The organism is Dellaglioa sp. CoH-55-MRSF-9, assembly GCF_056782155.1.
On record NZ_JBXAYG010000001.1, the window covers coordinates 60,442 to 85,577 of the forward strand.

The window sequence follows — 25,136 nt, forward strand, 5'->3', positions numbered from 1 at the left end:
CATGGATATATATAACCGATATGCGCCTTTTATTCAAGACTACATTTACCGGTCTGGCTGGCGAACCCTGCGCGCTGTTCAAAATGCGGCCGGAGATGCCATTTTTAACACAGATAAGAATGTTCTTTTAACGGCATCTACTGCTTCTGGGAAAACGGAAGCTGCTTTTTTCCCTATTCTAAGCCTACTTGATGAACAACCATCAAGCTCAGTTGGAGTACTGTATATTGCCCCCTTAAAGGCTTTGATCAATGACCAATTTGGTCGATTAAATGAGCTTTGTGAAGAAGCTGATATTCCAGTCACACGTTGGCATGGGGATGCCCCTCGAAGTCAAAAGCAAAAATTACTACGCAAACCAGCCGGTATTTTACAAATTACACCGGAGTCCTTAGAGGCTTTGATGATAAACAAGTCTATGGAAATCCCTGCCCTTTTTGGTGATTTACGCTTTATTGTCATTGATGAGATACATTCACTTTTACGTTCGGATCGTGGTGGACAAACCTTTTCGCTAATTGAACGCCTCTGTCGACTATCGGGCAGTAATCCAAGACGAATAGGATTATCAGCTACAATCGGAAATCCAAAAGCAGCGGGTAAATTTCTTGCCGCAGGTAGTGGCAGAGAAACTATCATCCCAAAGTTTGACGGTGGAAAAGAAGTATGGCGACTGTCAATCGAACACTTTTTTAATTCAGAACCACAAGCTAACGAGACGATAAATAGCGTGATAACAGCCCCACCTACCTCTGCTTTAGAACCTGCCACAGATAAAGCTCCAAAGGCAGCAAATCCAGGTATAGGCTATATTTTTGAACATACACGTGGCAAAAAATGCCTCATTTTTACTAACTCGCGAGAAGAGTGTGAATTAGTCTGTCAAAATTTACGGCAGTACTGTGAAGTCAACAACGAACCGGATCGTTTTCTTATTCATCACGGAAACCTTTCAACAGCCTATCGAGAAAGTGCTGAAGAAGCCATGAAAGATGCTGATTCTCTCATGAGCGTCTGTGCCACCGCAACACTAGAACTTGGTATCGACATTGGTAGACTAGAACGCGCCTTTCAGCTAGATGCACCATTTACGGTTTCCGGATTTTTACAGCGTATGGGCAGAACCGGCAGAAGAGGTGACCCTTCTGAAATGTGGTTTGTTATGCGCGAAGACCACCCAGAAGCTCGTGCTATGCTACCAGATTTGGTGCCCTGGTACCTTATTCAGGGTATCGCTCTCGTACAATTATATATCGAAGAACGTTTTGTAGAACCACCCAAAACAGACAAATTGCCTTTTTCCCTGCTTTATCACCAAACAATGAGTACATTGGCATCATCTGGCGAAATGACACTTGCTGAACTTGCTTCACGCGTCCTAACGCTTTCTGCTTTTCATCGAATTAATCAAGAGGACTTCGGAACTTTACTGCGTCATCTGATCACAATCGATCATATCAATCGTACCGAAAATGGCGGTGTAATTGTTGGTCTTGCTGGTGAACGTATTGTTAACAACTACAAATTTTATGGGGTCTTTCAAGAAAACATCGAATATACAGTCCGTGCAGGATCAGAAGAGTTAGGTACAATTGTCAAGCCACCACCAGTCAGTGACAAGATTGCCATAGCAGGACGTGTATGGGTTGTCGATGAAGTTGATCACAAACGTCGTGAGGTATACTGTACGCTCGTTAAAGGTAACAAACCAGCCTACTTTGGAGATGTCGCTGGGGATATTCACACCAGAATCCTAGAACGTATGCACGATGTCCTTGCAGAGCAAAAAGACTATTCCTACTTAATGCCACAAGCTAGAGGCCGTCTAGCAGAAGCCAGAGAAACGTTTAAAAAGGCAGAAATGGCTAATCGTCCACTGGTTCATCTTGGTGGCAAAATGTGGGCATTGTTTCCATGGCTTGGCAGTTACGCGTTCCTTGCGCTTGAGCGGTTTCTGAAAATCCGTTGTGGTAAACGTCTTGGGTTGAAAGGCATGAATTCATCACGACCATATTACCTACAATTTACCATGTCTGTCAGTGAAGCAGAATTTTATAAAATCGTAGCAGAAGAAGCAGCTACCGATTTTGATCCTTTGGCATTGGTATATGAAAAAGAAGTGCCTGTTTTTGAAAAATATGATGAATATGTACCAGAAGAATTAATTCGTAAAGGATTTGCAAACGGTATCTTAGATCTCAAAGGAATGCAAAATCGCGTGCTTAGTTGGCAAAAACATCTCTAAACAGAGATTCTAAAGTATCAATGTGATAATAAACTAATTAGTTATCTACTTCAACAACGCTACTAAATCATCCGGCACATGACGTGGTCCTCTGATAGAGGTCGCGCCATGTTTTTTTAATTTCTCTAAGGTAAATGCTTGCTCATCATACGTTGTTATCAAATGTAAATGCATCATATACTTCATCGAAATATGCTTATCATGATGCGGATAAGCATCCTTGGCTTTGACAACTAAACATTTATAAATGATCGCTTAAATTGGCGCCGTAACAGACACACAAACAACATCATTTTCTTTAATATATATGTATAAAAAAGAAGGCTCGCATTACGAGCCTTCTTTTTTTGAAAACTTGAAAGTTTCCGAGACTATTCAAATTAAGTTCATCACATTTTTCCTAGTACTAATCATGTCTAATCGCACTGTTCAAATTCTTATGATTAAAAAAATAGATACTAAAAGCTACTGGAACAATTAAAATCATAACTGGAAAAAGTAATTTTATTGGTAAAATATTTGTAATAATGCCACCTAGAATTGGTCCTAAAGACATTCCTATGTCACTCCCCAAATAGTAAGTTGCAGTAGCCAGCCCCTGTTCTTGCAAAGGCGCTAATAATAGAGCTGTAGACTGGCAAACAGAAACCATTGTTCCAAACCCAATGGCCATCAAAGCCGCAGCTAACGCCATCTCTAAATTGTTATGCATTATGGTTAAGAAAAAAAGATAGCCCACAGTCACAATCATACAGATATAAAACCAAACACCAAAGGGAATACTGTCAAAATAGTTTTTTAATAAAATTCGACTAAAAATCAAAACAATTGAATAAATTACAAAAAATAAGCTAACAGTAATATTTAGATTACTTGCTCGAACATACATTACAATGTCAGCCTGGACCGCAAAATATGGAATAGAAATTAAAGCAAAAATTGATGCAACTGGTAATGCACTTCGTTGAATCAGCTTAAAATGTGTCGCTTCCTTACGAACGAAAGATGGCATGGCTCGATTATCAATAAACTGAATTGTGATTACCACGGCAATCGCACTGACAGCGGCCAAAAGAAAAATCATTTTATACCCTACTTTTTGATATATCTCAAGTGACAAAACTGGGGCAACTGCCATAGAAAGAGCGTTTACCAACCCATAATACCCCATCGCCGCACCAACACGTTGGCGCGGCACCAAGAAAGCCAACCAGGTTGCCAAGCATACAGTGCATAAGACAAAACCAACCCCATTAATGACTCTAAAAAAGAATAACCAAGCAGTATTAAAAGAAAACATATATCCAAAATCACTAATGGCACATAGAATACCACCAATAAATGTTAACCCATATTTTGATATTTTATCGGTAAGATTTCCAGCAATAGGTCTTAAAAATAATGAAGTAATACTCATAATACCAACAATTAAACCTGCTAGAGTACTAGTAATACCTAAATGTGTAACATAGCCACTGATTAACGGATTTACCGACTGAATACTAAATTGATAGAAAAAAGTGGCTATCATTACATAAATAACGTCTTTAGAAATAAATGTTTTTCGGTCCAAGTCCTTGTATCTCCCTTTATTCGTTCTAAGTCCAAGAAAATCCTCAAATGTTTCACAATAATATATAGTTTTCTCCACCAATTATTCAGAAATGCAAAATCTATAATTAATCCGAACAAAATTTAAAAGGTCAAAAAATTATGTCTTGCTATCAAAAACAATCACCGCTAGTTTTAGCTTTCGGTCGTCTGCGGAAGCGAGAAGCCAACACATCTTTAAACTGTTGTCATACTTGTTATCTCCAAAAAACACCAATTTGAGTCAGCTAGCCAACAATGAATTGACCTCCACTTTTTGCTATAAACTATTAAGGACGGTCTATTCCTTTAAATATTTCAAGAATATCCAAACTATGTTCTGTAGCATTATAAGGCATGTTTCCAATTCCTTTAGCACTTATTTTATCTACTTTAACAGCGTCCCAAGTAAGATCGGAATGACCTTCCGCCATATCTAATAACGTGTCTTTAATATAATTGTCCCGATCAATTTGTTCTTGACTGGCATTAGGGCTAATCTGTCCAACAATGCCGTACATCTCTGTTCCATGGACAGCGACTTCCGCTCCTTTGACAGGTGCAACAACTAACACATGTGATGTTCCACCTGCATTAGCATGAGCCACTGCTCCACGAATTTGAGGTAATGTAAAGGATAAATGCGTTAATAATAATCCCCTTACCTCTACAGGCTTCAAAGTATCATCAGCAAAGGAATTGATTACTTGCTGGGCTCTAGATAAAGGAATACGCATACTGTGGGCAAATTGCTCTGTAAGCCTGTCAAGGGTCACTGGATCAAAATCTTTTGTCCGATTTAAGACCCAATAAAAAGTTTCTTCTGTGGTACTACTAAATAGAATATCTACATCTTTGTGTTTCCCAGATTCAAGAACATGCATCGGGTGATCAGCTATAACCCCATTTATTAGTTGACTATCGTCAGTAACAGCTATCACATCATTGTCAATGCCATGTGGAGTACCCGGATCAGGTGATTGAGTTGCATTCATTGCTTCAGCTAATTCATAAGCATCGACCTGTAATAAGTGCTCTGGATTATTAACACAGTCAAAATGTTTTAACACTTTTAGAGCACGCTCTTGCGCCACCCATTGAGGCACTAATCGAGAAGGCATACCAGAAAAAGCTGCTAAATGATGATAAAGATTGTCAGCACTAGGCGCTGATAATAGTTCTAATGATGAAAAAGCACCTGCACTATGTCCCGTAACTGTGACATTATTAGCATCACCGCCAAAATAAGCAATATTTTTTTGAATCCATTTAAGAGCCGTTATTATATCTTTAAGACCAAGGTTAGTTGCATCTTTTAATTTACCACCATACTGTGCTAGTGATAACCAACCAAACGGTCCAAGGCGATAATTAATAGAAACGCCTATCACACGACCAGTACTAGCTAGTCCTGATACGTCAGAAACTGCTTGTGTATTTGATCCTAACACCCAGCCACCACCAAAAATATAAACAACAACTGGTAATGGTTCCTCCCCCATGTCTTCAGGGGCCCAAATATTAAGGTTTAGACAATCTTCGCTAAGTCCGCTAACGGCTCCCAGCCAACTTGTATCGCCAGCCTGCAAAGGTGCTGGTCCATACTTAACATACTGCTTTGTTTCATCAAAAGGAACCAACTCTGGTTCAGCAAATCTTTCAGCTTTGGCATAGGGAACGCCTAACCAACTGTGTACTTTATGTGTCGTCATTTCTATCTACTCCAATTTAAATTATTTATGTTATCTGACTGATTATTCCGATTTGTATTAATAATTATTCTTGTAAAACTTTTTCGCAACATCAAGGTCAATGCGAAGCAAACTCTATTTTGTCGGCATTCTTTTGTAAATCACTAATTGTGTATATTTTGTGCCTTCAAAATAGTTAAGAGAACTGTTTCAGTATATCGTGAATAAAGGTTAACTTCACCTTTTTAAACAATACTTTTAGCTTTACCAAAATCCATATCCATTGGTCGAATAAATGACCAAGTTGAGTGGATTACTTTCCAGCCATCTTCTTCTTTTTGATAAACTTCAATACAATTGTATTGCATATCAATCAACGTCGTTTTTGCATATAGTTGATATGTTAAAACAGCCATATCATCGACTGCTTGCACTCGTGGATATTCAAAATCGTAACTGTCAGCAAATAGTTTTCCTTCAACATTAGCTAAAACTGATTCTTTTATGTCTTCATAACTATCAACACGTCTTTTAACAGCACCGTCAAAATACGAAAACTGTTTTTGTGACCAAATATTTAGGTAACCCGAAGTGTCCCCTTTGAACCACTTATCCAACGCACCCTTTTCTAGTGCAATAATCTCTTCATTTAATTTGTTATTTGTATTAATCATTTTTTCTCCTTATTTATAAATTGGTCAGATTTCATGCCATAGCGATGTGCCTCTTGAATATCTCCCAGTTTGAATACCTTTTCAAGGTCTCTACTGAACCCCCCATCATGATAAAAACCTGCTGATCTTTTTTTAATTGACTTTTTTTGAAGTGGCATAAGCTTCATCAACAGCCTCAATAATTAGTACTTGCGGTATATTATCAACATAGACTATCTCGTTACGTCACAGTCAACCAAAAAGCATTAATTGAATCCGCTTAAGTATATTGACTATCCTTAAGCGTAACAGGTTACAATTTTTAAGAATAATTCCCGCGTTAACATTATTCTTCATTTTGATACCATTTATTGGTGTTGGCAACATTTACACGACCGAATTATGTTTGAATTCTCTTTGAAAATAAAAAAAGAAAGACCAATTCGAAAATGAATTGGTCTTTCCAAAATTTACCCACCAACACTCGTTGACATAGGGGTCTTAAGACTTCTTCTACTCATTCTATAATCTTAGAATTTTACTTTTTAGCCTTTTTTGATTTTTTTCTACCTATCATAAAGATAACTGATGTTGCGAGTAATGCAGCACCTAATAACGTTACCAAAAGACTTGTTGCCTCATTTGTTTGAGGAAGATTTCCTGTATCACTCTTTGTATTATTTGCTTTGCTTACTGTATTTGAGTGAGTGTTTCCTTCAGGAACATCCGTCAACGTTTCTGTTGTTGTATTTCCTTTTGAATTATCTGTTGGTGGTGTTACCGGCGGTGTCACTACTGTTTTATCTTCATCTTTAACATAAACATACGTGACTGTTTGTGCCGTATCCGTGAAGATACCTTTAGCATTACTTGGCGCCTCTTTCAACATCCAACCTGAAAGTTGTTTCTCTTTAGATGTATATGCGTCACCAATCTTACCAGAGAATGTTACTGAAGCTGATAATTCATTACCATCTTTATCAACATATTTTACAGTGACATCTTTAGCAGCTGATCTCGTATAAACATACGTAACTGTTTGAGTCTTATCTGTAAATGTTCCTTCTGCATTTTTAGGAGTCGTTTTAACATTCCAACCTGCAATACGTTTAGCAGTTGTCTTGTATGAATCTCCTAATTTACCAGAAAGATTATCTGGTGTTGCTAGCTCGTTGCCTTTTTCATCTACATACTTAACTGTTACAGCTTCAGCATCTGTTTTTTCATACACATACGTAACTGTTTGGGCTTTATCCGTAAATGTTCCGTTGGCGTTACTTGGCGTTTCTTTTAACGTCCAACCTACTAATTCCTTAGCGGTTGTCTTGTAGTCAGCGTCAATTTTACCAGATAAAACATCTGATGTTGCTAACTCGTTACCTTTTCCATCTACATATTTGACCGTCACATCAGCTGCATCTGCTTTTTCATACACATACGTAACCGTTTGTGCAGCATCTGTGAATATTCCTTGTGCATTCTTTGGTACTTCTTTTAACGTCCAACCTGATAATACTTTGGCATCAGTTGTATAAGCATCCCCAACTTTTCCTGAAAGCGTATCAGCTTTAGTTAAATCATTCCCACTTCCATCAACATATCTAACTGTAACAGGGACAGCATCTGCTTTTTCATACACATACTTAACTGTCTGAGCTTTATCCGTAAATACTCCCGTTGCGTTTTCAGGTATTTCTTTTAATGTCCATCCTGAAATATTTTTAGCGGTTGTACTATATGGATTTGATACTTTTCCTGAAAGCACATCTGATTTAGCTAATTCATTTCCGTCTACATCAACGTATTTAACCGTGATATCAGCTGCATCCGCTTTTTCATACACATATGTGACTGTTTGTGCGGTCTCTGTAAATGTCCCACTTGCATTCGTTGGTGTTTCTTTCAACGTCCATCCTGAAATATTTTTAGCAGTTGTACTGTATGGATTTGATACTTTTCCTGAAAGTACATCTGATGTTGCTAATTCTTTTCCATCTGCATCGACATACTTAACTGTAACGTCAGCCGCATCCGCTCTTTCGTAGACATATGTGACTGTTTGTTTATCAGCAGTAAACTTACCACTTGCGTTACTTGGTGTTTCTTTCAATGTCCATCCTGAAATAACAGCAGCATCTGATGTATAAACATCACCAAAATCACCAGTAAGTTCTTTTGAATCAGCTACCGATTTACCATTTTCATCGACATATTTAACAGTCACTGGTGCAGAAGTTTTCTTATAAACATAGTTAACTGTTACTGCATCAGCCCCAAACTTACCAGAAACGTTACCTTCTACTTTTACAAAGTCGTAACCTGAAATCTCTTTTTGAGTTGTCGTATATGGATCATCGAAGTACCCACTTTGGACAACATCATCAGCAAGTTTATTACCATCTACATCTACATAATTTGCAGTAACATCAGCGCTAGCACGAATTAATTGTGTGCCTATTGCACCAGTTTCAACAACTTGCAACTTGTTAATTGCGATACCAAAACTGTTGTAAGCACCACGTGTTTCTTGAACAGCGCGTGACACTTTCGTTGTTTCAGCTGGTTTATTACTAATTAATGTTGAATCTGAAATTTCAGATTCTTTAGGCGCAACTAGATCAAATGATAATGTAACTCCCTTACCTTGGGCCCATTCAACTCCGTCATTAAGCGTAATTTTGTATGAATGAATGGTTGACCAATCAGCTACTTTATCAGCTGTTACCCAAGTTGCATCTTCAGCCCCAGTTGGGTCAACAATTTTAGCCGTTCCTGCTGGATAATTTGTATTCTTATCTAATATACCGGCACGTTTAGGATTTTTAGATGTACTATATAAAACAGTCATCTTATTTTCCCATGCACTTGGTAAAGTAATGGCCCCATCTAATTTCATTTCATAAGCCGAATTACGTGCTGCACCATCGGTAATATTTGAATCTCCGACAGATGGTAAAACATCTAAGAACTGCATTGATGTAATTTTATCATCTGTATTATTTGTTAATGTTGCTTGATAAGTGGCTTTTTTGCCGACTGTAACATTACCTAAATCGCCAAACTTATCATCTTTATCACCTTTAATACTTGCATCAACATCAATATTTGATTCTTGATTTAACACATATGAATTACCTGTTTTAATAATTGGTGTGTCTGTTTTACCATCTTTATCAATATCATCTGTATCAACAGATTTTACTGTATCCGTTAAAAGTGGTTCATCACCTGTCGGTTTCACAGCTGTATAATCAGTATCACCAATTGTTCCTGTCATGTTAAATGTCATATTAGGTGTCGCATCTTTTGAAATATTAATTTTAAATTGACCATTAAGGAATTTACCGGCTACTAATTTGTCGCCATTCATTGTTACTTTAACGAGTTGTCTTCCAGTACCTTTGTAATCCTTATCATATAATTCAGCGCTATAGTTCGTTGAAGCAACGCTTTCTTTGAACGTTACACCTGTTGGTAATAGCACATAACTCAGATAAGGTCCTGATAAAGGTGAAATTGATGCCTTATTATTTTCTATTGAAGTTAAGACAGTATTTTCACCTTCATTAACTGTACTTCCGACTGTATTTAGTAAACTAACTGAAGCTTTAACAACTTTTGTTTCACCGGTTGTTTTTGCTGCGACTTCAACGTGACGAGGCGCAATTCGATCTGTATAAACCTGACCATTTTCACCCTTAAATGCCTCTGCCCATGGGTTAGATGTGTAATCAACATATCGAGCTGCTTCAAAACCTGTTTCATCAGGTGCCTGAACGCCATAGAAAGTCATATCCATTTTATTAGTTATTTGACCAGTGAATCCTTTATCAATCGTTGCGTTAACTTTCATCCCGCTATTATACAATCCAGCTGGAGCCATTTTAACGGTTTTTTTACTTTCTGGATCATAGGTTGCAGATGCAGCTATGTCTCTATTTGCTGGAACTTTTGTTATCTTCTCATCATGGAACCACAGCCAAATATTAGCCACTTTTTTCCCATCCGGAATACCTAACTGAGCACGTGTGTAATTGGCGTTAGTCTTCATATCCATATTGAGTAATGTCCAGTTATCATCAACTTTTCCATCTGTTTCGTATTTTACCAACATAGCAAATGGTACTTTAGCTTTTGTTGGTGAAAAAGTTGGTAAATTATTGTTTGGCATGTAATAAAAATTACCCGTTGTAAAACTATCAAGATTTAAATGCGTATCCACATCATAATAAATATTATAATAAGAAAATCCAATATAAGGTGATGTCGCATTTTGTGAGGATAATGTTAATCCATAACTTAGATAAGCATCATCGTTAACTGTCACATCCGGGTCAATTAATGTAGCTGATGCCACGCCACCGTTTCCATCTTTTGGTCCTAAATGATTAGTTGGAAATGCTGATCCACCAGGAATTGGAATTGGAACTTCCTTAGGATCATTGGGCATAACCATAACCGTTGATTTAATTGGTGCTGTACTATTTACACTACCATCAAGGAAAGTTGCTGTTGAACTCACTGTATTCGTTATCTGTGAATAATAGGCAGCCTTGTCAGTTACTTTTGCTTGGATAGTCACATTTTTTTCAAAGAAATCAGTCACAGCTGCTTTTTGTTCAGCGTAACTTGGTGCTGTATATTCCCAGGTTAATGTTCTACCATCTGTACTGACACTCGGTTCTTGTGCGCCATCTTTTACACCATAGTAGTCTATTCCAGCGCCTAATTTATAGGTCACGTTAACTTTAGAACCTTCTTTAACATACAGTGCGCCTAATTCCTTTTTCGGCGCACTAACCCCTACACCATAGTTTACAATATCGCCACGATTAGGATTATTATATGTTTGTCCTTCAATACTAGTAACTTTATTTGTCATAGCATAATTATTATTTGCTGTTATATTAATTGAAGTTTTAGAATCATAGCTTTTATTTTCGCCATTCTGATCCGTTCCAGTAAATGTTGCTGCTGTGTCTAATTTTGTATTAGGCATAATTGCGCCATTTGCTGTTCCTATTTTTATAATTACTTTATTTGCTGTTCTTGCATTAAGCGTATCAAAATGATAATTCAATACACCTTTATCTTTATCATAAATTGGTGTGACGCCCGCAATTTTAAGTTCTGATAAATCTTGCGTAAATGTCATATTTTCATTTAAATTACTTGGTAACGTAACCTTTATATCGGCATTGGTAAATGAGGTGTTCTTACCTGAAATTTTAAAATATAAATTAAAATTAGCCAATTGGCCAGCTTCAATCGTATCTTTCTGTGCTTCAACTGTAAGATCCGTATTTGTATCTCCAGTACGAGTCATACCTGTCTCTGCTTTTGTCGCTTTTTTAGCAGTTGACGCCGTAGCTGCTTTTGAAGATGACGTTTCTGTCGTTGGATTAAGGTCCTGCGCAAACACAGAAGATAATGGTAATTGCGTGAACAACGTTATCATTGTTGTTGCGATAGTTAGCCCCTTTTTCATTTGTCATGCCCCCTTGTAAGTAATAACCTATTAAATAATATGCCGCCCCCGGCACAAATTAATTGTAACATCACAACAATCTTATGTAAACGTTTACGGCTTGCACTATTTAATCGTCTTTCCAAAAAAATAAAAGGGCATCGAAATCCTATTAAAAATGGATTTTAATGCCCTTTTATACTACCGTAATTCTAACTTACCACATTTATTAAATCAGACGTGGTCATTTAGAAATAAAACGTTCGGAACCAACTATGTTCACCCTCATATTTAAATACTGACAAATCAAAACCTGATAATGCGTAACTAGTAAACATGACTATAGCGCCAAACCAGATCAGAAATAAACTAATTTTCAACCAATTACGTCTTATATATTCAATCATTTTAAGCGACCTCCTTCAATTGTCTTCTGAATAAACGAATTAACCAGCGTGTCAGACTAATCGAATATTTAATTAAATATTTCGTTGAATACCAGGTCATTGCGATGAATAAAATACCAACACCTACAATTACAAAACTTACCCCAAATTGCATCAATCCAACGTTAAAACCTTGATTAAACATATCAAATGGCGATAGTCCTAAACTAATCACGCCACTGATAATAAATGAGGTAGCGATTACGCCTGCAATCATTGGTACTAACCATATTAAAAAATAAACTGTGGCAATTAGAATAGCAGCCGTCAGCAATAGCGGTCCCCATACAGGTGCTCCTAGGATAAGTAAAATGACAATCAAAACGATTATTGGTGTCGATAACTTTTTTTGTATTTTTGGTCGGTCATTTTGAATCAAACGTATCGCAATTTGACTTGGATTTTCTAAACTTAGAATAATATCTGTCACAGATTCGCCCGCTTCTAAACGGTCATCAATCATCTCGTCATAATAATCAAGTGTATTATCAATGTCTGCCGCTTGATAATGTTTAAGTTCTTCTTCTAGCTCTACAATAAATTTTCTCTTACTCATCGTTACACTCCCTTTATGTAATCGTAAACGTTTATTACCTGTTGCCAATCATCTAAAAATTCTTGAATATCTACTAATCCCGCCTCAGTTATGTGATAATATTTTCGCAATCGACCATTGTGTTCAACACTGTAACTCTCAATAGCGCCTTGTTTTTCTAGTCGTTTCAAAATGGGATAAAGAGTTGAATCTGAAAGTTCAATCACGCTTGAGGTGTCTTTAATAATTTGGTAACCATAAGAATCTGATGTCCTCAGCGTCGCTAACACGCAAAATTCTAATAACCCTTTTTTCATCTGTATATTCATCAACTCACTCCTTTCAAAATCAATACTATACGTTACATAGTATAATGTCAAACGATATATTATTTTATCCAAAAAAATCGACAATGTCAGTAAGACAACATTGTCGATTAAGTGGATTATTAATAATAGCTTTACTCTGTAGAACTGCCAAAAAGTTCATTGTAAGGCTATTTATTTTTTGCTTTAAAGTATTGTACAATTGGTCTCAATAAGAATATGCCTAACAGATAAATCCTAACATCATAAAAAATCGAACTGACTAAACTATCTTTAATAAAGAATGACAAGATTATTAAACATAAAGATAGGCTACCAAGAACAGAAAGGGTTTCATTCATATAATCTTTATATTTTTTCATTTTCATATCCTAACTAAAGCTATTATTTTTTTCAAATTGATAATAACACCTCGTTTTATCTTTGTCTATTTTAAACGATCTTATCAATTTAACCAGTAAGAAGACAGATAAGATTACATCAAATTAATTTTGTAGTATATTAAAATAAATATTAATTCATATCATTATGAAGGGTGGTCCTATCAATGAAAAAAATATTTAAAACTGATAACAATCAAGTGAAGTGGCTAATGAGAATCGGTATCGCACTCTGTATATTGGGCCCATGGATTGCCTTTTTAAATGGAATTGTCGGCTTATCTTTAGCTGGTTTAGGACTTTCTGCTGTTACAGATTCTATTCTCAACTTACCCTTCTTTCAGAAAAATTTTTTTTACTGCTTATTATCAATCCTTTTAATGCTATTGGTTGCTATCATCATTCTCATTTATATCCTTCTAATCATACTGCTACTAAATATACAATTTTAATCATAAACACTGTAAAAATGATTCTTCAATTAAAAAACTAGCTGATAAACCCAAATTAGGTTTATCAGCTAGTTTTCAGTTTTTAATGTCATAACTTTGATTCTGTTTCGTTCGTTTAATCATATAGTGTACATACATTGCAGAGTTCGCAATGGTCACTAATACCGTTATACTCACAATTTCTGGAAAATTGTTAAATATTAAGCTTAATATTACACCCACTATAGTTGTCGTTGTAAAGAATCCAATGACCACATTACCCAATCGTAAGTATTTTTTATTATACGGACTGGTTAAGAATAACCCTAAATAAAATAACGATATACCTAAATATAGACATAGTACTGAAAAGTTTTTAGGTATTTCGATTTCACTAATAAAACCTAACGAAATAGTGACTAAACTTAAGCCAAACAAGACAAAGTAATGAATATAAATTAATCGAATACCTGTTTCACCCGAACGATTTTCATCAATATAATGATCCATTTGAGTAATATAGGTCATAAAAAGTGCACCGATAATCATGAATATTAAAATTGAATAAAAATTAAATGTTTTAACGGTGAAATACGAGGCAATACCGAGAATACTTTCTCCAAATGTAATAATTGTTAATAGTGTTAGACGCTCTAATATATGTGGAAAATTAAGTGGGTGGAGTTTCAAAACTGAACCACCAAGAGCTGGTAATATCCAACTCACTGCAATACCCAGCAAGAATACCGCAATGCCTATGTTTAGTGGCAAAAAGGAGCCAATAAATACGAGTAATGTTCTTGTTGCAACAATCAACATCATTAGTTTAGCAATTTTTTTATCATCCTTTTTAGCAGCTGTCAGGTATACCGTGCCATATTGAACAACTAATACTGTGGATAATAGCCCTGTTGCAATTGCAAATGGTTGGAACCAATTATGGATATCCCCCTCAAAAGCATTGGACATATAAAGTAAAATTGCCATATCAATCATAAAAAGAATAATATCAGTCATCGAGTTTTTTCTATATCGATTAATAAAAACACTCTTAATCATCCATGTGTTAATAAAAACGACCATTACCACTGAAAAGATAATAAATGCACTAATCATACTTGATGTGCTTACTTGAAAATGATGAAGTAAATCCGTAGCTTGTGAAATTGCGTATGCAAAGACTAAATCATAAAATAATTCAGGTAATTCAACTTTCTTTTTTCTGACTTGTTCTACCATTTTAATTCCCTCGTTTTTTTAAAATTAATGAGTTAGATTACTCTACAAATCGTTTAAATACTACTAAAGACATTTTATTATAGCACCTTTTTCCAATTTATCTGAACTATATGAATAGCTAAATAAAAGAACCATCTGGATAAGCACTTTTAGAGAAGCAACTATCTAGATGGCCCTTTATTAATTTTGTAGATACAATTAATAAACGATTATATTTTAAAAGAATCTCTTAATTAATAAGAATCTTTGCCGTTCCTATAAATATCATTACCATCATAGATCTTATCGTTCACTTTAAAATGATTATCCACTTTAATGACAATGTCATTCCCAATCCAATAATTTTTTGGCGTCAATTTTAAAAATCCAAGTTTATTCTTTGCTCCCGATTTGAAACTTTCCATCTCACTTTTATTTATCTCACTCCGTACATACTTAGTCACGCCATCTTGAAATTTAATCACTAAAAATAAATTTGGTAACATGCCGACTTCGTTTATGCTAGGTATCCCATTGTTAGCCATTAGTATGCCTCCTCTTTACTAATCGTTTTTCTCGTATCCACTTTCGTTGTAAGACGCTTAAGTAATACATTCAACCTATATAAAAAAACAAAGTACTGATTACTCAGTACTTTGTCTACGTCTGAAGTATTCTCATCTCAAAAATACTTTCTATTTATTCTATCCATTTATTTGGTGCCATGCTTTTATTTGGGCTAAACGCTCTTTAAAACGTCGTTCCTTACCTTCGCTGGTTGGTTTATAATATCGATGTCCTGCTACGGAAGGTGGCATGGTACTCATAGTCGTTAACTTATCTTTGGCATAATGAGCTAATTCGTACCCTTTACCGTACCCTAGATCTTTCATTAATTTGGTAGGCGCATTACGTATTTGTAATGGTACGGGATCATTGGCCGTGGTTTTAACATCTTTAGCTGCAGCTAATCTTGCCTTATAAACGGCATTTGATTTAGGTGCCAGAGACAAGTAGGTTACTGCTTCCACTAAGTGAACATCACATTCAGGCATACCAATGAATTGGCATGCCTGAAAAACATTAATTGTCACATTGAGTGCATTCGTATCTGCTAACCCGATATCTTCACTTGCAAATCGAACAAGTCGCCGTGCTATATATATCGGGTCTTCTCCGCCTTCTAGCATTCGGGACAGCCAATAAATAGCAGCATCGACATCACTATTACGCATCGATTTGTGCAAAGCTGAAATTATATTATAGTGTTCTTCCCCATTTTTATCATAACGGACAAATCTTTTATTAATCAATTGGCTTAAATTATCCATCGTCACCGTAACGATATTATCAGCTTTTTCACCATTCAGAACTGCCATTTCCAAGGTATTTAATGCCATTCTGGCATCACCATCTGCAAAATTAGCAATCGCTTGAATTTCATCAGAACTAATGTGGATTGTTTGTTCTTCAAATCCGTCCGGGTTGCTGAGCGCGTTTTCGATTAATACAACAATATCTGCCTGTTTAAGCGCATGCAGTACAAATACTTTACACCGGGATAATAACGCTGAATTCACTTCAAAAGACGGATTTTCAGTTGTAGCACCGATTAAAGTAATACTACCTCTTTCAACATAAGGCAAAAATGCATCTTGTTGTGCTTTATTAAAGCGATGTATTTCATCGACGAAAACAATGGTTTTTTGACCAATTTCACAATCTAACTCCGCTTGTTTCATAATTTTTTTTATCTTACTAATACTACTATCAACTGCACTAAAGCTTAAAAAATTAGATTCAGTTTTACTTGCTATAATTTCGGCTAAAGTTGTTTTACCAACACCAGGTGGACCCCAAAAAATCATTGAAGGAACTTGATCACTTTCAATAATTTCTCGTAATATTTTGTTAGGGCCAAGTAGATTCTGTTGACCAACAAATTCTTCTAATTTTCGTGGTCGAACTCGACTGGCTAATGGTGAATTTTGAGGTTGATTAGAGAAAAGAGATTCCTGTTTCATTGATCAAACCACCTTTCTTTTAAGTCTGAATTTTTTCATGTTATACTTAATCATACACTGTACCGTTACGTTACAGACAATAAAGGAGCCTTATATGTTAAAAATAAGTGAGATGGCCAAATTAGCTAACACAACTCGCCGTACATTAATCTTTTATGACCAAGAAAATATTTTTAAACCTGCCCAAAAAAACGAATCTGGTTATCGTTATTATGATTATGACCAATTATACGATTTGCTATTTATACTTGGTTTACGTAGTTTAGATATTTCAGTAGCTGATATCAAGGAAATTAAAATCCATTCAAAAGGCGTACCAACACCTCAATTACTGAATGCTCAAGGTAAAATTGATAAAAAGATTGACGAATTAGTTAAAATTAAAAATGTTATCAACAAAAAAATTGAAGAACAATCTGTTACTAAGGACACTACCCTATATCAGCCCAAGATAGAAAACCGAATGAAAACAATTTTTTGGTGTTCTCGTCAATCCGTAGGTTGTACTGAGGAAGAAGTCGCTCAATTATTTTCAGAATTCTATAAACAATTAGACGCATTAGCTGTTATGGATACAACACAATCTGGATTTTTTACAACATTGGCTGTTGATAATCCAATCGGTTACGCTGAAGCGTCTTTTAGAGTTATCAAAGAAAAACTTACAGATGATCATGACGTTTTTATCCCAATCATGGAAAAACATGCAGGTAATTACGCATGTATTTTAGTGGAAAACAATGAAGCTGGTATCCATCAAGGATTAACTAAACTAAAATCATTCTGTCAAAAAAATAAGTTAAAAACCGCAGACTATTTATGGCAGCTTAATTCTGGCGACACCCTTATTAAAACTGGTTCCTCAAAATACGGCTGGCTTGAGTTTGCCATTTTGAATGAAAAGATTGAATAGACAAGAAAAAAAATTAGGCAACCTTCCTCCGGTTTAATACCGAAGACAAGTTACCTAAAGATGTGAAGTGAACCCAAATATTGGAAACTTAGAAACTACTTTTTTAGATTAGTTAAATAATTCAATCTGACACTCTAGTCGTTAGTAACAATAACCTGTCCGATTGGACGGTCTTTTTCCATCAAATAGCGATGAGCGTCTTGAATATCATCTAGTTTAAAAACTTTAGAAATCGGAAAGTGAAACTGTTTTTCATTAATAATATTAAACAACTCATTAACCATAGAACTATCAACATTAGATGAATCAAAAACTGTCGCGTACTTATTCGCCAAGTTGATGAACGGGTCAAAGTCTTTCCATAACCATTCCCCACTCAATTGACCAACTAACGTGTAAAACCCTCCTGTTTTAAGATGTGCTAAGGAATCCTCTACAGTTGTAGTACCTACCACGTCAATTATCACATCAAATTTGTTACTTGTTTCAATATGATTATCTTGATCTAATATGACTTCATTAGCTCCTAAAGTATATAGCAACTCTTTACGGTTGTTTTGCCTTGTTGTACTAGATACAGAAAGTCCAAATCCCTTTCCTAACAATAACGCAGCCATTCCAACTCCAGTAGTTCCACCACGAATTAATAAAGATTGACCTTCCTTAAATCGTGTTGCTTTTAAAGCCCCAAAAGCAGTATAGAAAGTTTCAGGATAACTGGCTAACTCTATCCAAGTTCCATTGAATGTTACAGGATAAATGATATTATCAGGAACTAAAGCATATTCTTGATAACTACCATCAAATTCACGCCCAAGGCCACCCATAAAAATTACGACCTTTTGTCCTTTTTCTAAGTTACTTTCCTGTGAAGGCTCATAGACCTCACCAACAGCTTCAACACCTATTACTCTCGGAAATTTAACTGAAGGTGATCCACCTTCTCTAGTTAGCACCTCATAACGGTGTACTGGAAAAGCATGAATCTTTATAACTGTTTTATTTTGAGTTGGATTTGGAATTGAGCGTTCGACAATTTCCAGTACTTCTGGGCCACCTGATTTTTTTACAACAACTGATTTCATAATAATTAACCCCCATTAAGTATTTTTTATACATTTACAATATACATAAATATATACTATCTTGTTACGTCACAGTCAAGTTAGAGTGCTCAGCAAATAGAATTATATCGATTAAATGCATTTTATTTAAATTGTTTAAAATAAAAACACCGCATAATACTTAGATTTTCGCCTAAATATTATGTAGTATTTTATTGTCTAAATAAAAGGTCTTCCACCTGCGAGCATTAATCCTAAAACACCCACACATAGGCAACAGATGCCTACCGCGTAGATGATACTTTTATTTAATTGCTTTTTATTTTTTCGTGCAAAGGTCATTTCAGTTAGTCCAATAAATATTAAGGCAACAACTAATTTAATGGCCGTTAAAATTGGATTTCCTTGCCATGCGTACCCTAGCAACATAATACCACTAGCAATTGAAATCAAATATCCCAGTCTCGTAATCATTTGATAAATTTTTGTATTAGTATTTGTAAAAATTGTGAGCGCCACTAGAACCGCTATCACAACCCAAGTAATCAAATGTATCCATAACCAAATCATAGTTAATCTCCTTTTATATCAATCTTACTGTTAGCTTATCATTATCCATCATTAAATCAAGGATTCAAAATTATTTAAACGATTGTGATTACTTTCATGCAAAAAAAATAATCCTTATACTAAAGGATTATCATTTTTAAGCTTATTCCCATTCAATTATAACGGTCGATTACAATCGTTGTTACAACGGCATTTATGCCAGTTTATTATTCATTGGCGGAGCTGCGGCGGAGCAACAGTCTGATTACCATTAAACTTCACCTTAGATTCCTTTGGTGCTGCATAGGTTATATGACCTGACATCATCTGTGCTAGTTCCTTATCTGCACCAACATACATGTGCGCATAGTGCCTTAACGTAATTTCCGGGGATGAGTGCCCCAGCCGTTTAGACAGAACAAGCACTGATACATTGAACTCATTAATCAAGTAACTAGCATGACTATGCCGAAGTCCTTTCCCTTGTATCGGGTGAACATTGGCCAACTTGGCGTACCGATGGATTATCCGCATGAGCGTTGATTTCAGCATCGGGCTTCCGTCATAGCTAAAGACAAAATCATCCTGCTTACCAAAACCATTCTGAGTTTGACGTTTTTTCCAAACACGGAGCACCTTCAAAGTATCCCGATCTATGGAGATAGTTCTCAAACCGCTATCAGTTTTAGTGTAGTCATGCCGTTCCCAATTTTGTTTGGTCTTGATTACCAGCATGTGAGTAACGCGTAATTGTGCATGCGTGAAGTCCACGTCCGCCCATTGTAGCGCCATCCCCTCATTAACACGAACACCCGTCATAAAGTAAACATACAGCATGACAAAGTTCAGGTGTTCGTAGTAGTCGCTAGTACAAATCTGGTTTAGTACAGCTTGAAACTCACTCTTAGTCCAATACGGCACCGTAGCACGTCCCTTAGGTATCGCCTTAACACGCTTTGACACATTACTAGGTAAGTAATTCATCTCAACCGCAAAATCCAGCGATTTACGAAACATACCAAAGACCAAACTTGCATAGCTCTGTGAGTAACCAGCATCTGTAAGCAGCCAGTTCCTAAAGCCCTGAACCTGCCTAACATCTAGCTTTCGTAATTCTATATCTCCAAATTTTTGTACGAAGACGTTTAATGAAGTCTTACGCGTTTCAAACGTTTCTTTTTGTACGCTAGCTTGGTATGCAGGAATATACGATTTTCGCATGTACACGCCATAGGTTAACGCATAGACGGTATGGCCGCTCTCGCGATCAAATTCTGCTTTCAGTCGTACAACTTCCCTGTGCGCAGCAGTCGCTGACTTGAACAACTGGCCATCCGCGTCTTTTTGACTCTTTTTCCGGATTCTTTTTCCGGTACTTTCATCCACCCCCAACTGTATATCATAGTAGTAGCGGCCATTTTGGCCACTGTATACACCAGCGAACTTAGTCTTTGGCATCGTCTGCATCCTTTCGAATGGATGCTCCAATAATTGCCTCAACCGCTGCAACCGGTACCCGACCTAGGCGCCGATTGGTATAAAACTCATATCCTTGTTGTACCATGCTCCGCTTTGCTTGTCTAATTAATTCAGCAGCAGTATTCTCACGATAACCAAGCGATATCAGGTCTTTCTTCGTAACCGTGTTGTTTTCCATTCAAGGGCCTCCTCCATTCCCAAAATCGACCGTATTTTTTAGTTTCCAGACGGTCTTTATATCGTTGTCCTGCGCTAACTTGCCATCGCTCGTAATATCAATCTGGTAAATTGCTACATCTGTTTCCAGCGCACTATCTGGGCTGTCCAAGTGCCCAACAACAAAATTCGGTCTAAAAATTGCGAAATAACTTTCATCTAGATCCCAGTAATCCACAGTCGGCTGCTTTAGTCCATGGCTCACAAAGTACCGTGGTTGATGATATGCGTGCGGTATTTGTAGAAGTTCTTTAGTTATATATTTGGTAATATAGTTAGCTGCCTTACGCTTGTCGGCAATATGGCTTACCGTACTAAAACCCTTTTCCCAGCTATCTGCATTGTATATCTGCAATCCCTTTTTCTTAATTAGCCGCTGACTCTTGGGGTAACGTGCAGGCGTTAAAGGTGGGGCAAGTCCGCCAGTAACGCCATGAAAATGAATTCTACCCGATGAAGGATGAAGTTCAGGAATAAATAGGTAGTCAAACCTACCGAACTTTTCGCGCTGATACTTCAACCAAGCACGCAGCCGCCTTCGTGCATACTCATAGTTCTTTGCATTCACCTTCGAGTCATCAAACGTAAGCGTCCAAAACAAATTGAACGAATTTGCCTCTAGATAGTATTTCACCTTTCTCTTAATCCTAAATGCCTGCTGCACGAGTTGGGTTTCATCACTATATGACACATTTATAGGCATATTCGACTCTGGATTTTTCAATAATTTTGGAGATTTGTGAACCCTTGGCACGCCATATTTCACAATTTCGATATGATCTTCAAATGTAATAACTTTGGCGTTGTACTCATACTCACCGCTATTCTTGCTCATTTTTTCAGCTTATCTTGCCTGTATGTCAAGTAACAGGCAAGTCCTCGCTGGCAGTCGCAGCTTGTGGCGTTCCGCCACCGCCACGCCTACCAGCAAGCATTGTAAGTGTTGCTTTAAACGGCAGTTTATCTTCATCATATTTTGGCGGTAAAAATGCTTTTGGCCCATCCCAATTCAAACCATCCAGCCAAATGACACCACCAAATTCTTTTGCATCAATTAACGGTAAATCATGGTGACTCTCTCCAAACACCTCCTGAGCTTGCTGAGGCGACGTTCTACCTAAGCTGATCCGCATCCCTAGCGAACTCCTGGCCTCTGTTGGGAGCGCAGACGCAGGCATCATTTGCCCCGCTACAATAACCGAGATAGAACTCTGCCGTCCCTTTGTAATCAAGGACAACAGTTTGGCGTTGAATTGGGGATATAGTTTGTCGGCTGTTTTCCTCTGCTGATCCTCAGCCTTCATGTTTGCAACCAGCGACAGTAGCTCATCGACAACAAGGAGAATCGTACCCTGATGAAATTTTTCGCAATGCGTAATATCCCGCTCATCATCGGGATCTGCATTTAGCTCCTTGTATCGCTGATCCATGATTTTGCACAATTCGTCAACGAGCTGAATTGCCTCTTCCGTATTCATGGCAACCTTACCAATACGCTTCATCGACTGACCCAAGAACGCTGCCTTACCATCGATCGTATACACGACATTATCGGGATTATTTACCAAGAAGGATATAATCAGGCCCTTTAGCAAACTAGTTTTCCCCGTTCCTGTTGGACCGACTATCAACCCCATCGGCTGTTTAGATGTTAGCGACATTCTGCCAGTCAATTGAATATTGATCTTTTCGCTTGTCTGCAACGCGTCCAAACGGTTGATTGTAATTCGCTCATCCTTATTGTGAGTTAGGTTAATTTCGATAATGCCGTTTCCAGACTTCTTATCACGAATTTCCCAGTAAGCTGTCGTCTCCTTGGTGAGGAATGCAACCAGGCGGCGTCCAATATCCGCTTCGAAATCCGAGCTGACACGGCCACCCGTTAGTAGCGTGATCTTAACTTCATCATTCGAGACCACATATCCCCATCTTACGTATGCGACATGGCCAGTCACGCCTTGCTTAATCAAATTAACGTTTTCCGAAAATTGCCAAAGCAAACGTTCCATCTTCCAACGTTCAACTGGCGAATATCTACTGTGGAGATATCTCCAAGCCCCAGCAAGAGACACAACTACTCCAAGTAGTCCAAGCATCAGGATAATTGGCCATAGATCTAATTCCGATTTTTGGCCAATTATTTTAGCCCACGTCCACTTAGCGCAGCTCCAGAGAATGATTAGCACTGTAACACATGCCCAGACCTTAAACAATAATCTTGACCGTACCTGCTTGCGTTGATCAACCTCATCAATGGATTCATAGATGCTCAGCTTCGCAGTATGCGTAGAGACTGGCAAAAATCTGCTAATTGTTTCCCTTGCGTTTTTTATCATTCAAGAACTCCTCTTCAAAGTCTCCTACTTGCTGGCCGGTAAAAATTCTGTACGCAGCTGCAATCAAAGACTCAATTCTTTTAACATCGAATGCGTCACGGTTCGTGAGACAATATTGAGCTTCATTCAAGTACGCCCAAACAGATAGCTTCTTTTTTTCACTCATACCTACGCCTACTTCCCATCGCTAATATTCATAACAAGCTTCACGTCACGCCAGCCACTAGTACGCCCCGCGCTCCACTTAAGCATTACCTTGGCGTCTTTCAATTCAATCTCTGTGCCCAAAAGTTCTGCCTCAGAAATTTCCAGCAGATCCTTCTCATCCCCAACAAGTTCCAGTGCATACGTCTTTAAGTCCTCTACCCCGTCGCCAGATTTCTCCAATGTTTTGGCAAGTTCAGCATCTACTATGTGGCATACTACCTTTGCGACCGATCCGTTGATTGGATCACCGTTATCTGCGTAGCGCGGACTTTTTGATACCGATACCACGCGAGCTGCTTTTGGCTTCTCAACGTTGCTAATTTCAACTTCTGAAAGTTTGACCTTGGCTAGTTTCATGCATTTCTCCTTTTCTGGATAAACATCCAACACAGTTTTAATAGACTAACTTTTATCAAAGGCCTTTGATTGACTACATCTTATCTTCAATTACGCCCAATATATATATCAGGCTTCGCCAATGTCTTGACACCCGAAAAACCGGGTATTGACGTATCGGAAAAGATGTGTATCAAAAAAGGCGAAGTTTTTAAAACTTCGCCCTAAGTGACTATTTTGATATTTGTTGGAGAAACCGATTCATTATCAGCGGTGTTACCCGATAATCAACAAATCTTTTTAATGGTTCACCAAGTTGCTTAAGTTCGAGAACCTCACCTAACCCTTCTCTCGAGACACCGCCAGAATCAATCTTATCTATTAGTGGGATTCCTGCGGCAATGCTTTCGTTATCAGCACTACTTTCGAAGTCAATTACTGTCGCTATTTTCGTTTCTTGATTCCGAACTCTTGTGAATTTGTCCCACTCATTCAGCAAGTCGCTTTTTATTCCTTCATATATTTGTTGAATCGTATTGTTCGGAATCCTAAGAGGCTGTGTCTGCTTTATATCATTAATAAGGCTACCTAGTCGGTTATTTTGGAATTGCGCTTCATTACACACTGACTCAAATACATTAGGCAGATAGTTTCTAATTTCATAATTAGACCCCCAAATGCACTCATACACATCCTTAAAATTCAAGGTATCTACAAATCGTAGATAGTACTTGGAAGAAGGCACTAGATAAGGATTCTGACGCGTATCCAATCGGGGAATAGGTGCGGTTATGGAGTCAACCATCGAATAACTTACTTCGTGTTGGTAACTTGGAGCCTCATTATACTCTTTTGCATTCTTGAACCCAGCAGTTTGATATTTGGATACGCCCTGCTCCTTCATACGCCGCTTGAGTCTTTCTGAAAACACCCTGTAGATAAACCAGACCGTATCTCCATATTCGCCGAATGCTTTTTCCCTCGCGGCTACAGTGCTCATATCTATTCGTACCATATTAGCTCCTTGGCA

Annotated in this window: 22 protein-coding genes; 3 read left to right on the top strand and 19 right to left on the bottom strand. The window is 37.3% G+C overall.

Annotated features, from left to right (window positions below; all coding sequences use genetic code 11):
• Position 1 precedes the first annotated feature (1 nt).
• A complete protein-coding gene (locus AC1RPV_RS00275; protein ID WP_481760891.1) occupies positions 2–2,245 on the top strand; it encodes a DEAD/DEAH box helicase in 2,244 nt (747 codons plus the stop codon).
• A 406-nt stretch (positions 2,246–2,651) separates the two neighbouring features.
• Here the strand turns inward: AC1RPV_RS00275 and AC1RPV_RS00280 are convergent, their stop codons facing one another.
• From AC1RPV_RS00280 to AC1RPV_RS00310, 7 genes are all read right to left on the bottom strand, one after another.
• Positions 2,652–3,776 (bottom strand): MFS transporter, encoded by a 1,125-nt coding sequence (locus tag AC1RPV_RS00280; RefSeq protein ID WP_481761137.1) that lies wholly within the window; start codon positions 3,774–3,776, stop codon positions 2,652–2,654.
• A gap of 349 nt (positions 3,777–4,125) precedes the next feature.
• Positions 4,126–5,547, bottom strand: a complete 1,422-nt coding sequence (locus AC1RPV_RS00285; protein WP_481760892.1) for a carboxylesterase family protein — start codon at positions 5,545–5,547, stop codon at positions 4,126–4,128.
• Positions 5,548–5,771: 224 nt separating this feature from the next.
• Complete coding sequence (locus tag AC1RPV_RS00290) at positions 5,772–6,200, bottom strand: nuclear transport factor 2 family protein (protein WP_481760893.1); 429 nt, start codon at positions 6,198–6,200, stop codon at positions 5,772–5,774.
• A complete protein-coding gene (locus AC1RPV_RS00295) occupies positions 6,197–6,367 on the bottom strand; it encodes a hypothetical protein (protein ID WP_481760894.1) in 171 nt (56 codons plus the stop codon). Before AC1RPV_RS00295 ends, AC1RPV_RS00290 begins: the two co-directional genes overlap by 4 nt.
• Positions 6,368–6,717: 350 nt before the next feature.
• Positions 6,718–11,667 (bottom strand): MucBP domain-containing protein, encoded by a 4,950-nt coding sequence (locus AC1RPV_RS00300; protein ID WP_481760895.1) that lies wholly within the window; start codon positions 11,665–11,667, stop codon positions 6,718–6,720.
• A 387-nt stretch (positions 11,668–12,054) separates the two neighbouring features.
• A complete protein-coding gene (locus tag AC1RPV_RS00305) occupies positions 12,055–12,648 on the bottom strand; it encodes a DUF1700 domain-containing protein (RefSeq protein ID WP_481760896.1) in 594 nt (197 codons plus the stop codon).
• Between the two features lie 2 nt (positions 12,649–12,650).
• On the bottom strand, positions 12,651–12,956 hold the full coding sequence (locus tag AC1RPV_RS00310; RefSeq protein WP_409021630.1) for a PadR family transcriptional regulator: 306 nt from the start codon (positions 12,954–12,956) through the stop codon (positions 12,651–12,653).
• 544 nt (positions 12,957–13,500) lie between these two features.
• Here AC1RPV_RS00310 and AC1RPV_RS00315 point away from each other — a divergent pair.
• Complete coding sequence (locus AC1RPV_RS00315) at positions 13,501–13,785, top strand: hypothetical protein (protein WP_481760897.1); 285 nt, start codon at positions 13,501–13,503, stop codon at positions 13,783–13,785.
• Positions 13,786–13,860: 75 nt separating this feature from the next.
• On the opposite strand, the gene AC1RPV_RS00320 is transcribed toward AC1RPV_RS00315, so the two are convergent.
• The 3 genes from AC1RPV_RS00320 to AC1RPV_RS00330 all read right to left on the bottom strand — a co-directional run bounded on the left by AC1RPV_RS00320 (position 13,861) and on the right by AC1RPV_RS00330 (position 17,006).
• Positions 13,861–15,003, bottom strand: a complete 1,143-nt coding sequence (locus AC1RPV_RS00320) for a low temperature requirement protein A (protein ID WP_481760898.1) — start codon at positions 15,001–15,003, stop codon at positions 13,861–13,863.
• A gap of 233 nt (positions 15,004–15,236) precedes the next feature.
• Positions 15,237–15,527: a hypothetical protein gene (locus tag AC1RPV_RS00325; RefSeq protein WP_481760899.1), complete on the bottom strand. Its 291-nt coding sequence runs from the start codon at positions 15,525–15,527 to the stop codon at positions 15,237–15,239.
• A 159-nt stretch (positions 15,528–15,686) separates the two neighbouring features.
• Complete coding sequence (locus AC1RPV_RS00330) at positions 15,687–17,006, bottom strand: replication-associated recombination protein A (protein ID WP_481760900.1); 1,320 nt, start codon at positions 17,004–17,006, stop codon at positions 15,687–15,689.
• Positions 17,007–17,100: 94 nt separating this feature from the next.
• Between AC1RPV_RS00330 and AC1RPV_RS00335 the strand changes: the two genes are divergently transcribed.
• The gene (locus AC1RPV_RS00335; protein WP_481760901.1) at positions 17,101–17,919 is read left to right on the top strand and encodes a MerR family transcriptional regulator; all 819 of its coding nucleotides are present in this window, start codon (positions 17,101–17,103) and stop codon (positions 17,917–17,919) included.
• A 134-nt stretch (positions 17,920–18,053) separates the two neighbouring features.
• On the opposite strand, the gene AC1RPV_RS00340 is transcribed toward AC1RPV_RS00335, so the two are convergent.
• The 9 genes from AC1RPV_RS00340 to AC1RPV_RS00380 form a co-directional block, all read right to left on the bottom strand.
• Positions 18,054–19,004, bottom strand: coding sequence for a zinc-binding dehydrogenase (locus AC1RPV_RS00340; RefSeq protein ID WP_481760902.1), 951 nt, complete (start codon positions 19,002–19,004; stop codon positions 18,054–18,056).
• Positions 19,005–19,202: 198 nt separating this feature from the next.
• A complete protein-coding gene (locus tag AC1RPV_RS00345) occupies positions 19,203–19,553 on the bottom strand; it encodes a YisL family protein (RefSeq protein WP_409021639.1) in 351 nt (116 codons plus the stop codon).
• A 210-nt stretch (positions 19,554–19,763) separates the two neighbouring features.
• Entirely contained in the window at positions 19,764–20,990 is a 1,227-nt protein-coding gene (locus AC1RPV_RS00350; protein ID WP_481760903.1) for a tyrosine-type recombinase/integrase, read from the bottom strand.
• Complete coding sequence (locus AC1RPV_RS00355) at positions 20,977–21,189, bottom strand: DUF3173 domain-containing protein (RefSeq protein ID WP_003599276.1); 213 nt, start codon at positions 21,187–21,189, stop codon at positions 20,977–20,979. The genes AC1RPV_RS00350 and AC1RPV_RS00355 overlap by 14 nt, the downstream gene beginning before the upstream one ends.
• The gene (locus tag AC1RPV_RS00360) at positions 21,190–22,062 is read right to left on the bottom strand and encodes a rolling circle replication-associated protein (protein ID WP_481760904.1); all 873 of its coding nucleotides are present in this window, start codon (positions 22,060–22,062) and stop codon (positions 21,190–21,192) included. It abuts the gene before it with no gap.
• 25 nt (positions 22,063–22,087) lie between these two features.
• Positions 22,088–23,563, bottom strand: coding sequence for an FtsK/SpoIIIE domain-containing protein (locus tag AC1RPV_RS00365; protein WP_481760905.1), 1,476 nt, complete (start codon positions 23,561–23,563; stop codon positions 22,088–22,090).
• Positions 23,535–23,729 carry a hypothetical protein gene (locus AC1RPV_RS00370; protein ID WP_481760906.1) on the bottom strand — a complete coding sequence of 65 codons (195 nt, stop codon included), beginning with the start codon at positions 23,727–23,729 and terminating at the stop codon, positions 23,535–23,537. The genes AC1RPV_RS00365 and AC1RPV_RS00370 overlap by 29 nt, the downstream gene beginning before the upstream one ends.
• Positions 23,730–23,737: 8 nt before the next feature.
• Entirely contained in the window at positions 23,738–24,127 is a 390-nt protein-coding gene (locus tag AC1RPV_RS00375) for a hypothetical protein (protein WP_481760907.1), read from the bottom strand.
• A 211-nt stretch (positions 24,128–24,338) separates the two neighbouring features.
• Positions 24,339–25,121: a hypothetical protein gene (locus AC1RPV_RS00380; RefSeq protein ID WP_481760908.1), complete on the bottom strand. Its 783-nt coding sequence runs from the start codon at positions 25,119–25,121 to the stop codon at positions 24,339–24,341.
• Positions 25,122–25,136 lie beyond the last annotated feature (15 nt).

Coding starts and splice junctions, on each gene's coding strand:
- AC1RPV_RS00275 (WP_481760891.1), top strand. CDS start 2: ATGGATATATATAACCGATATGCGCCTTTTATTCAAGACTACATTTAC.
- AC1RPV_RS00280 (WP_481761137.1), bottom strand. CDS start 3,776: ATGATAGCCACTTTTTTCTATCAATTTAGTATTCAGTCGGTAAATCCG.
- AC1RPV_RS00285 (WP_481760892.1), bottom strand. CDS start 5,547: ATGACGACACATAAAGTACACAGTTGGTTAGGCGTTCCCTATGCCAAA.
- AC1RPV_RS00290 (WP_481760893.1), bottom strand. CDS start 6,200: ATGATTAATACAAATAACAAATTAAATGAAGAGATTATTGCACTAGAA.
- AC1RPV_RS00295 (WP_481760894.1), bottom strand. CDS start 6,367: ATGAAGCTTATGCCACTTCAAAAAAAGTCAATTAAAAAAAGATCAGCA.
- AC1RPV_RS00300 (WP_481760895.1), bottom strand. CDS start 11,667: ATGAAAAAGGGGCTAACTATCGCAACAACAATGATAACGTTGTTCACG.
- AC1RPV_RS00305 (WP_481760896.1), bottom strand. CDS start 12,648: ATGAGTAAGAGAAAATTTATTGTAGAGCTAGAAGAAGAACTTAAACAT.
- AC1RPV_RS00310 (WP_409021630.1), bottom strand. CDS start 12,956: ATGAATATACAGATGAAAAAAGGGTTATTAGAATTTTGCGTGTTAGCG.
- AC1RPV_RS00315 (WP_481760897.1), top strand. CDS start 13,501: ATGAAAAAAATATTTAAAACTGATAACAATCAAGTGAAGTGGCTAATG.
- AC1RPV_RS00320 (WP_481760898.1), bottom strand. CDS start 15,003: ATGGTAGAACAAGTCAGAAAAAAGAAAGTTGAATTACCTGAATTATTT.
- AC1RPV_RS00325 (WP_481760899.1), bottom strand. CDS start 15,527: ATGGCTAACAATGGGATACCTAGCATAAACGAAGTCGGCATGTTACCA.
- AC1RPV_RS00330 (WP_481760900.1), bottom strand. CDS start 17,006: ATGAAACAGGAATCTCTTTTCTCTAATCAACCTCAAAATTCACCATTA.
- AC1RPV_RS00335 (WP_481760901.1), top strand. CDS start 17,101: ATGTTAAAAATAAGTGAGATGGCCAAATTAGCTAACACAACTCGCCGT.
- AC1RPV_RS00340 (WP_481760902.1), bottom strand. CDS start 19,004: ATGAAATCAGTTGTTGTAAAAAAATCAGGTGGCCCAGAAGTACTGGAA.
- AC1RPV_RS00345 (WP_409021639.1), bottom strand. CDS start 19,553: ATGATTTGGTTATGGATACATTTGATTACTTGGGTTGTGATAGCGGTT.
- AC1RPV_RS00350 (WP_481760903.1), bottom strand. CDS start 20,990: ATGCCAAAGACTAAGTTCGCTGGTGTATACAGTGGCCAAAATGGCCGC.
- AC1RPV_RS00355 (WP_003599276.1), bottom strand. CDS start 21,189: ATGGAAAACAACACGGTTACGAAGAAAGACCTGATATCGCTTGGTTAT.
- AC1RPV_RS00360 (WP_481760904.1), bottom strand. CDS start 22,062: ATGAGCAAGAATAGCGGTGAGTATGAGTACAACGCCAAAGTTATTACA.
- AC1RPV_RS00365 (WP_481760905.1), bottom strand. CDS start 23,563: ATGATAAAAAACGCAAGGGAAACAATTAGCAGATTTTTGCCAGTCTCT.
- AC1RPV_RS00370 (WP_481760906.1), bottom strand. CDS start 23,729: ATGAGTGAAAAAAAGAAGCTATCTGTTTGGGCGTACTTGAATGAAGCT.
- AC1RPV_RS00375 (WP_481760907.1), bottom strand. CDS start 24,127: ATGAAACTAGCCAAGGTCAAACTTTCAGAAGTTGAAATTAGCAACGTT.
- AC1RPV_RS00380 (WP_481760908.1), bottom strand. CDS start 25,121: ATGGTACGAATAGATATGAGCACTGTAGCCGCGAGGGAAAAAGCATTC.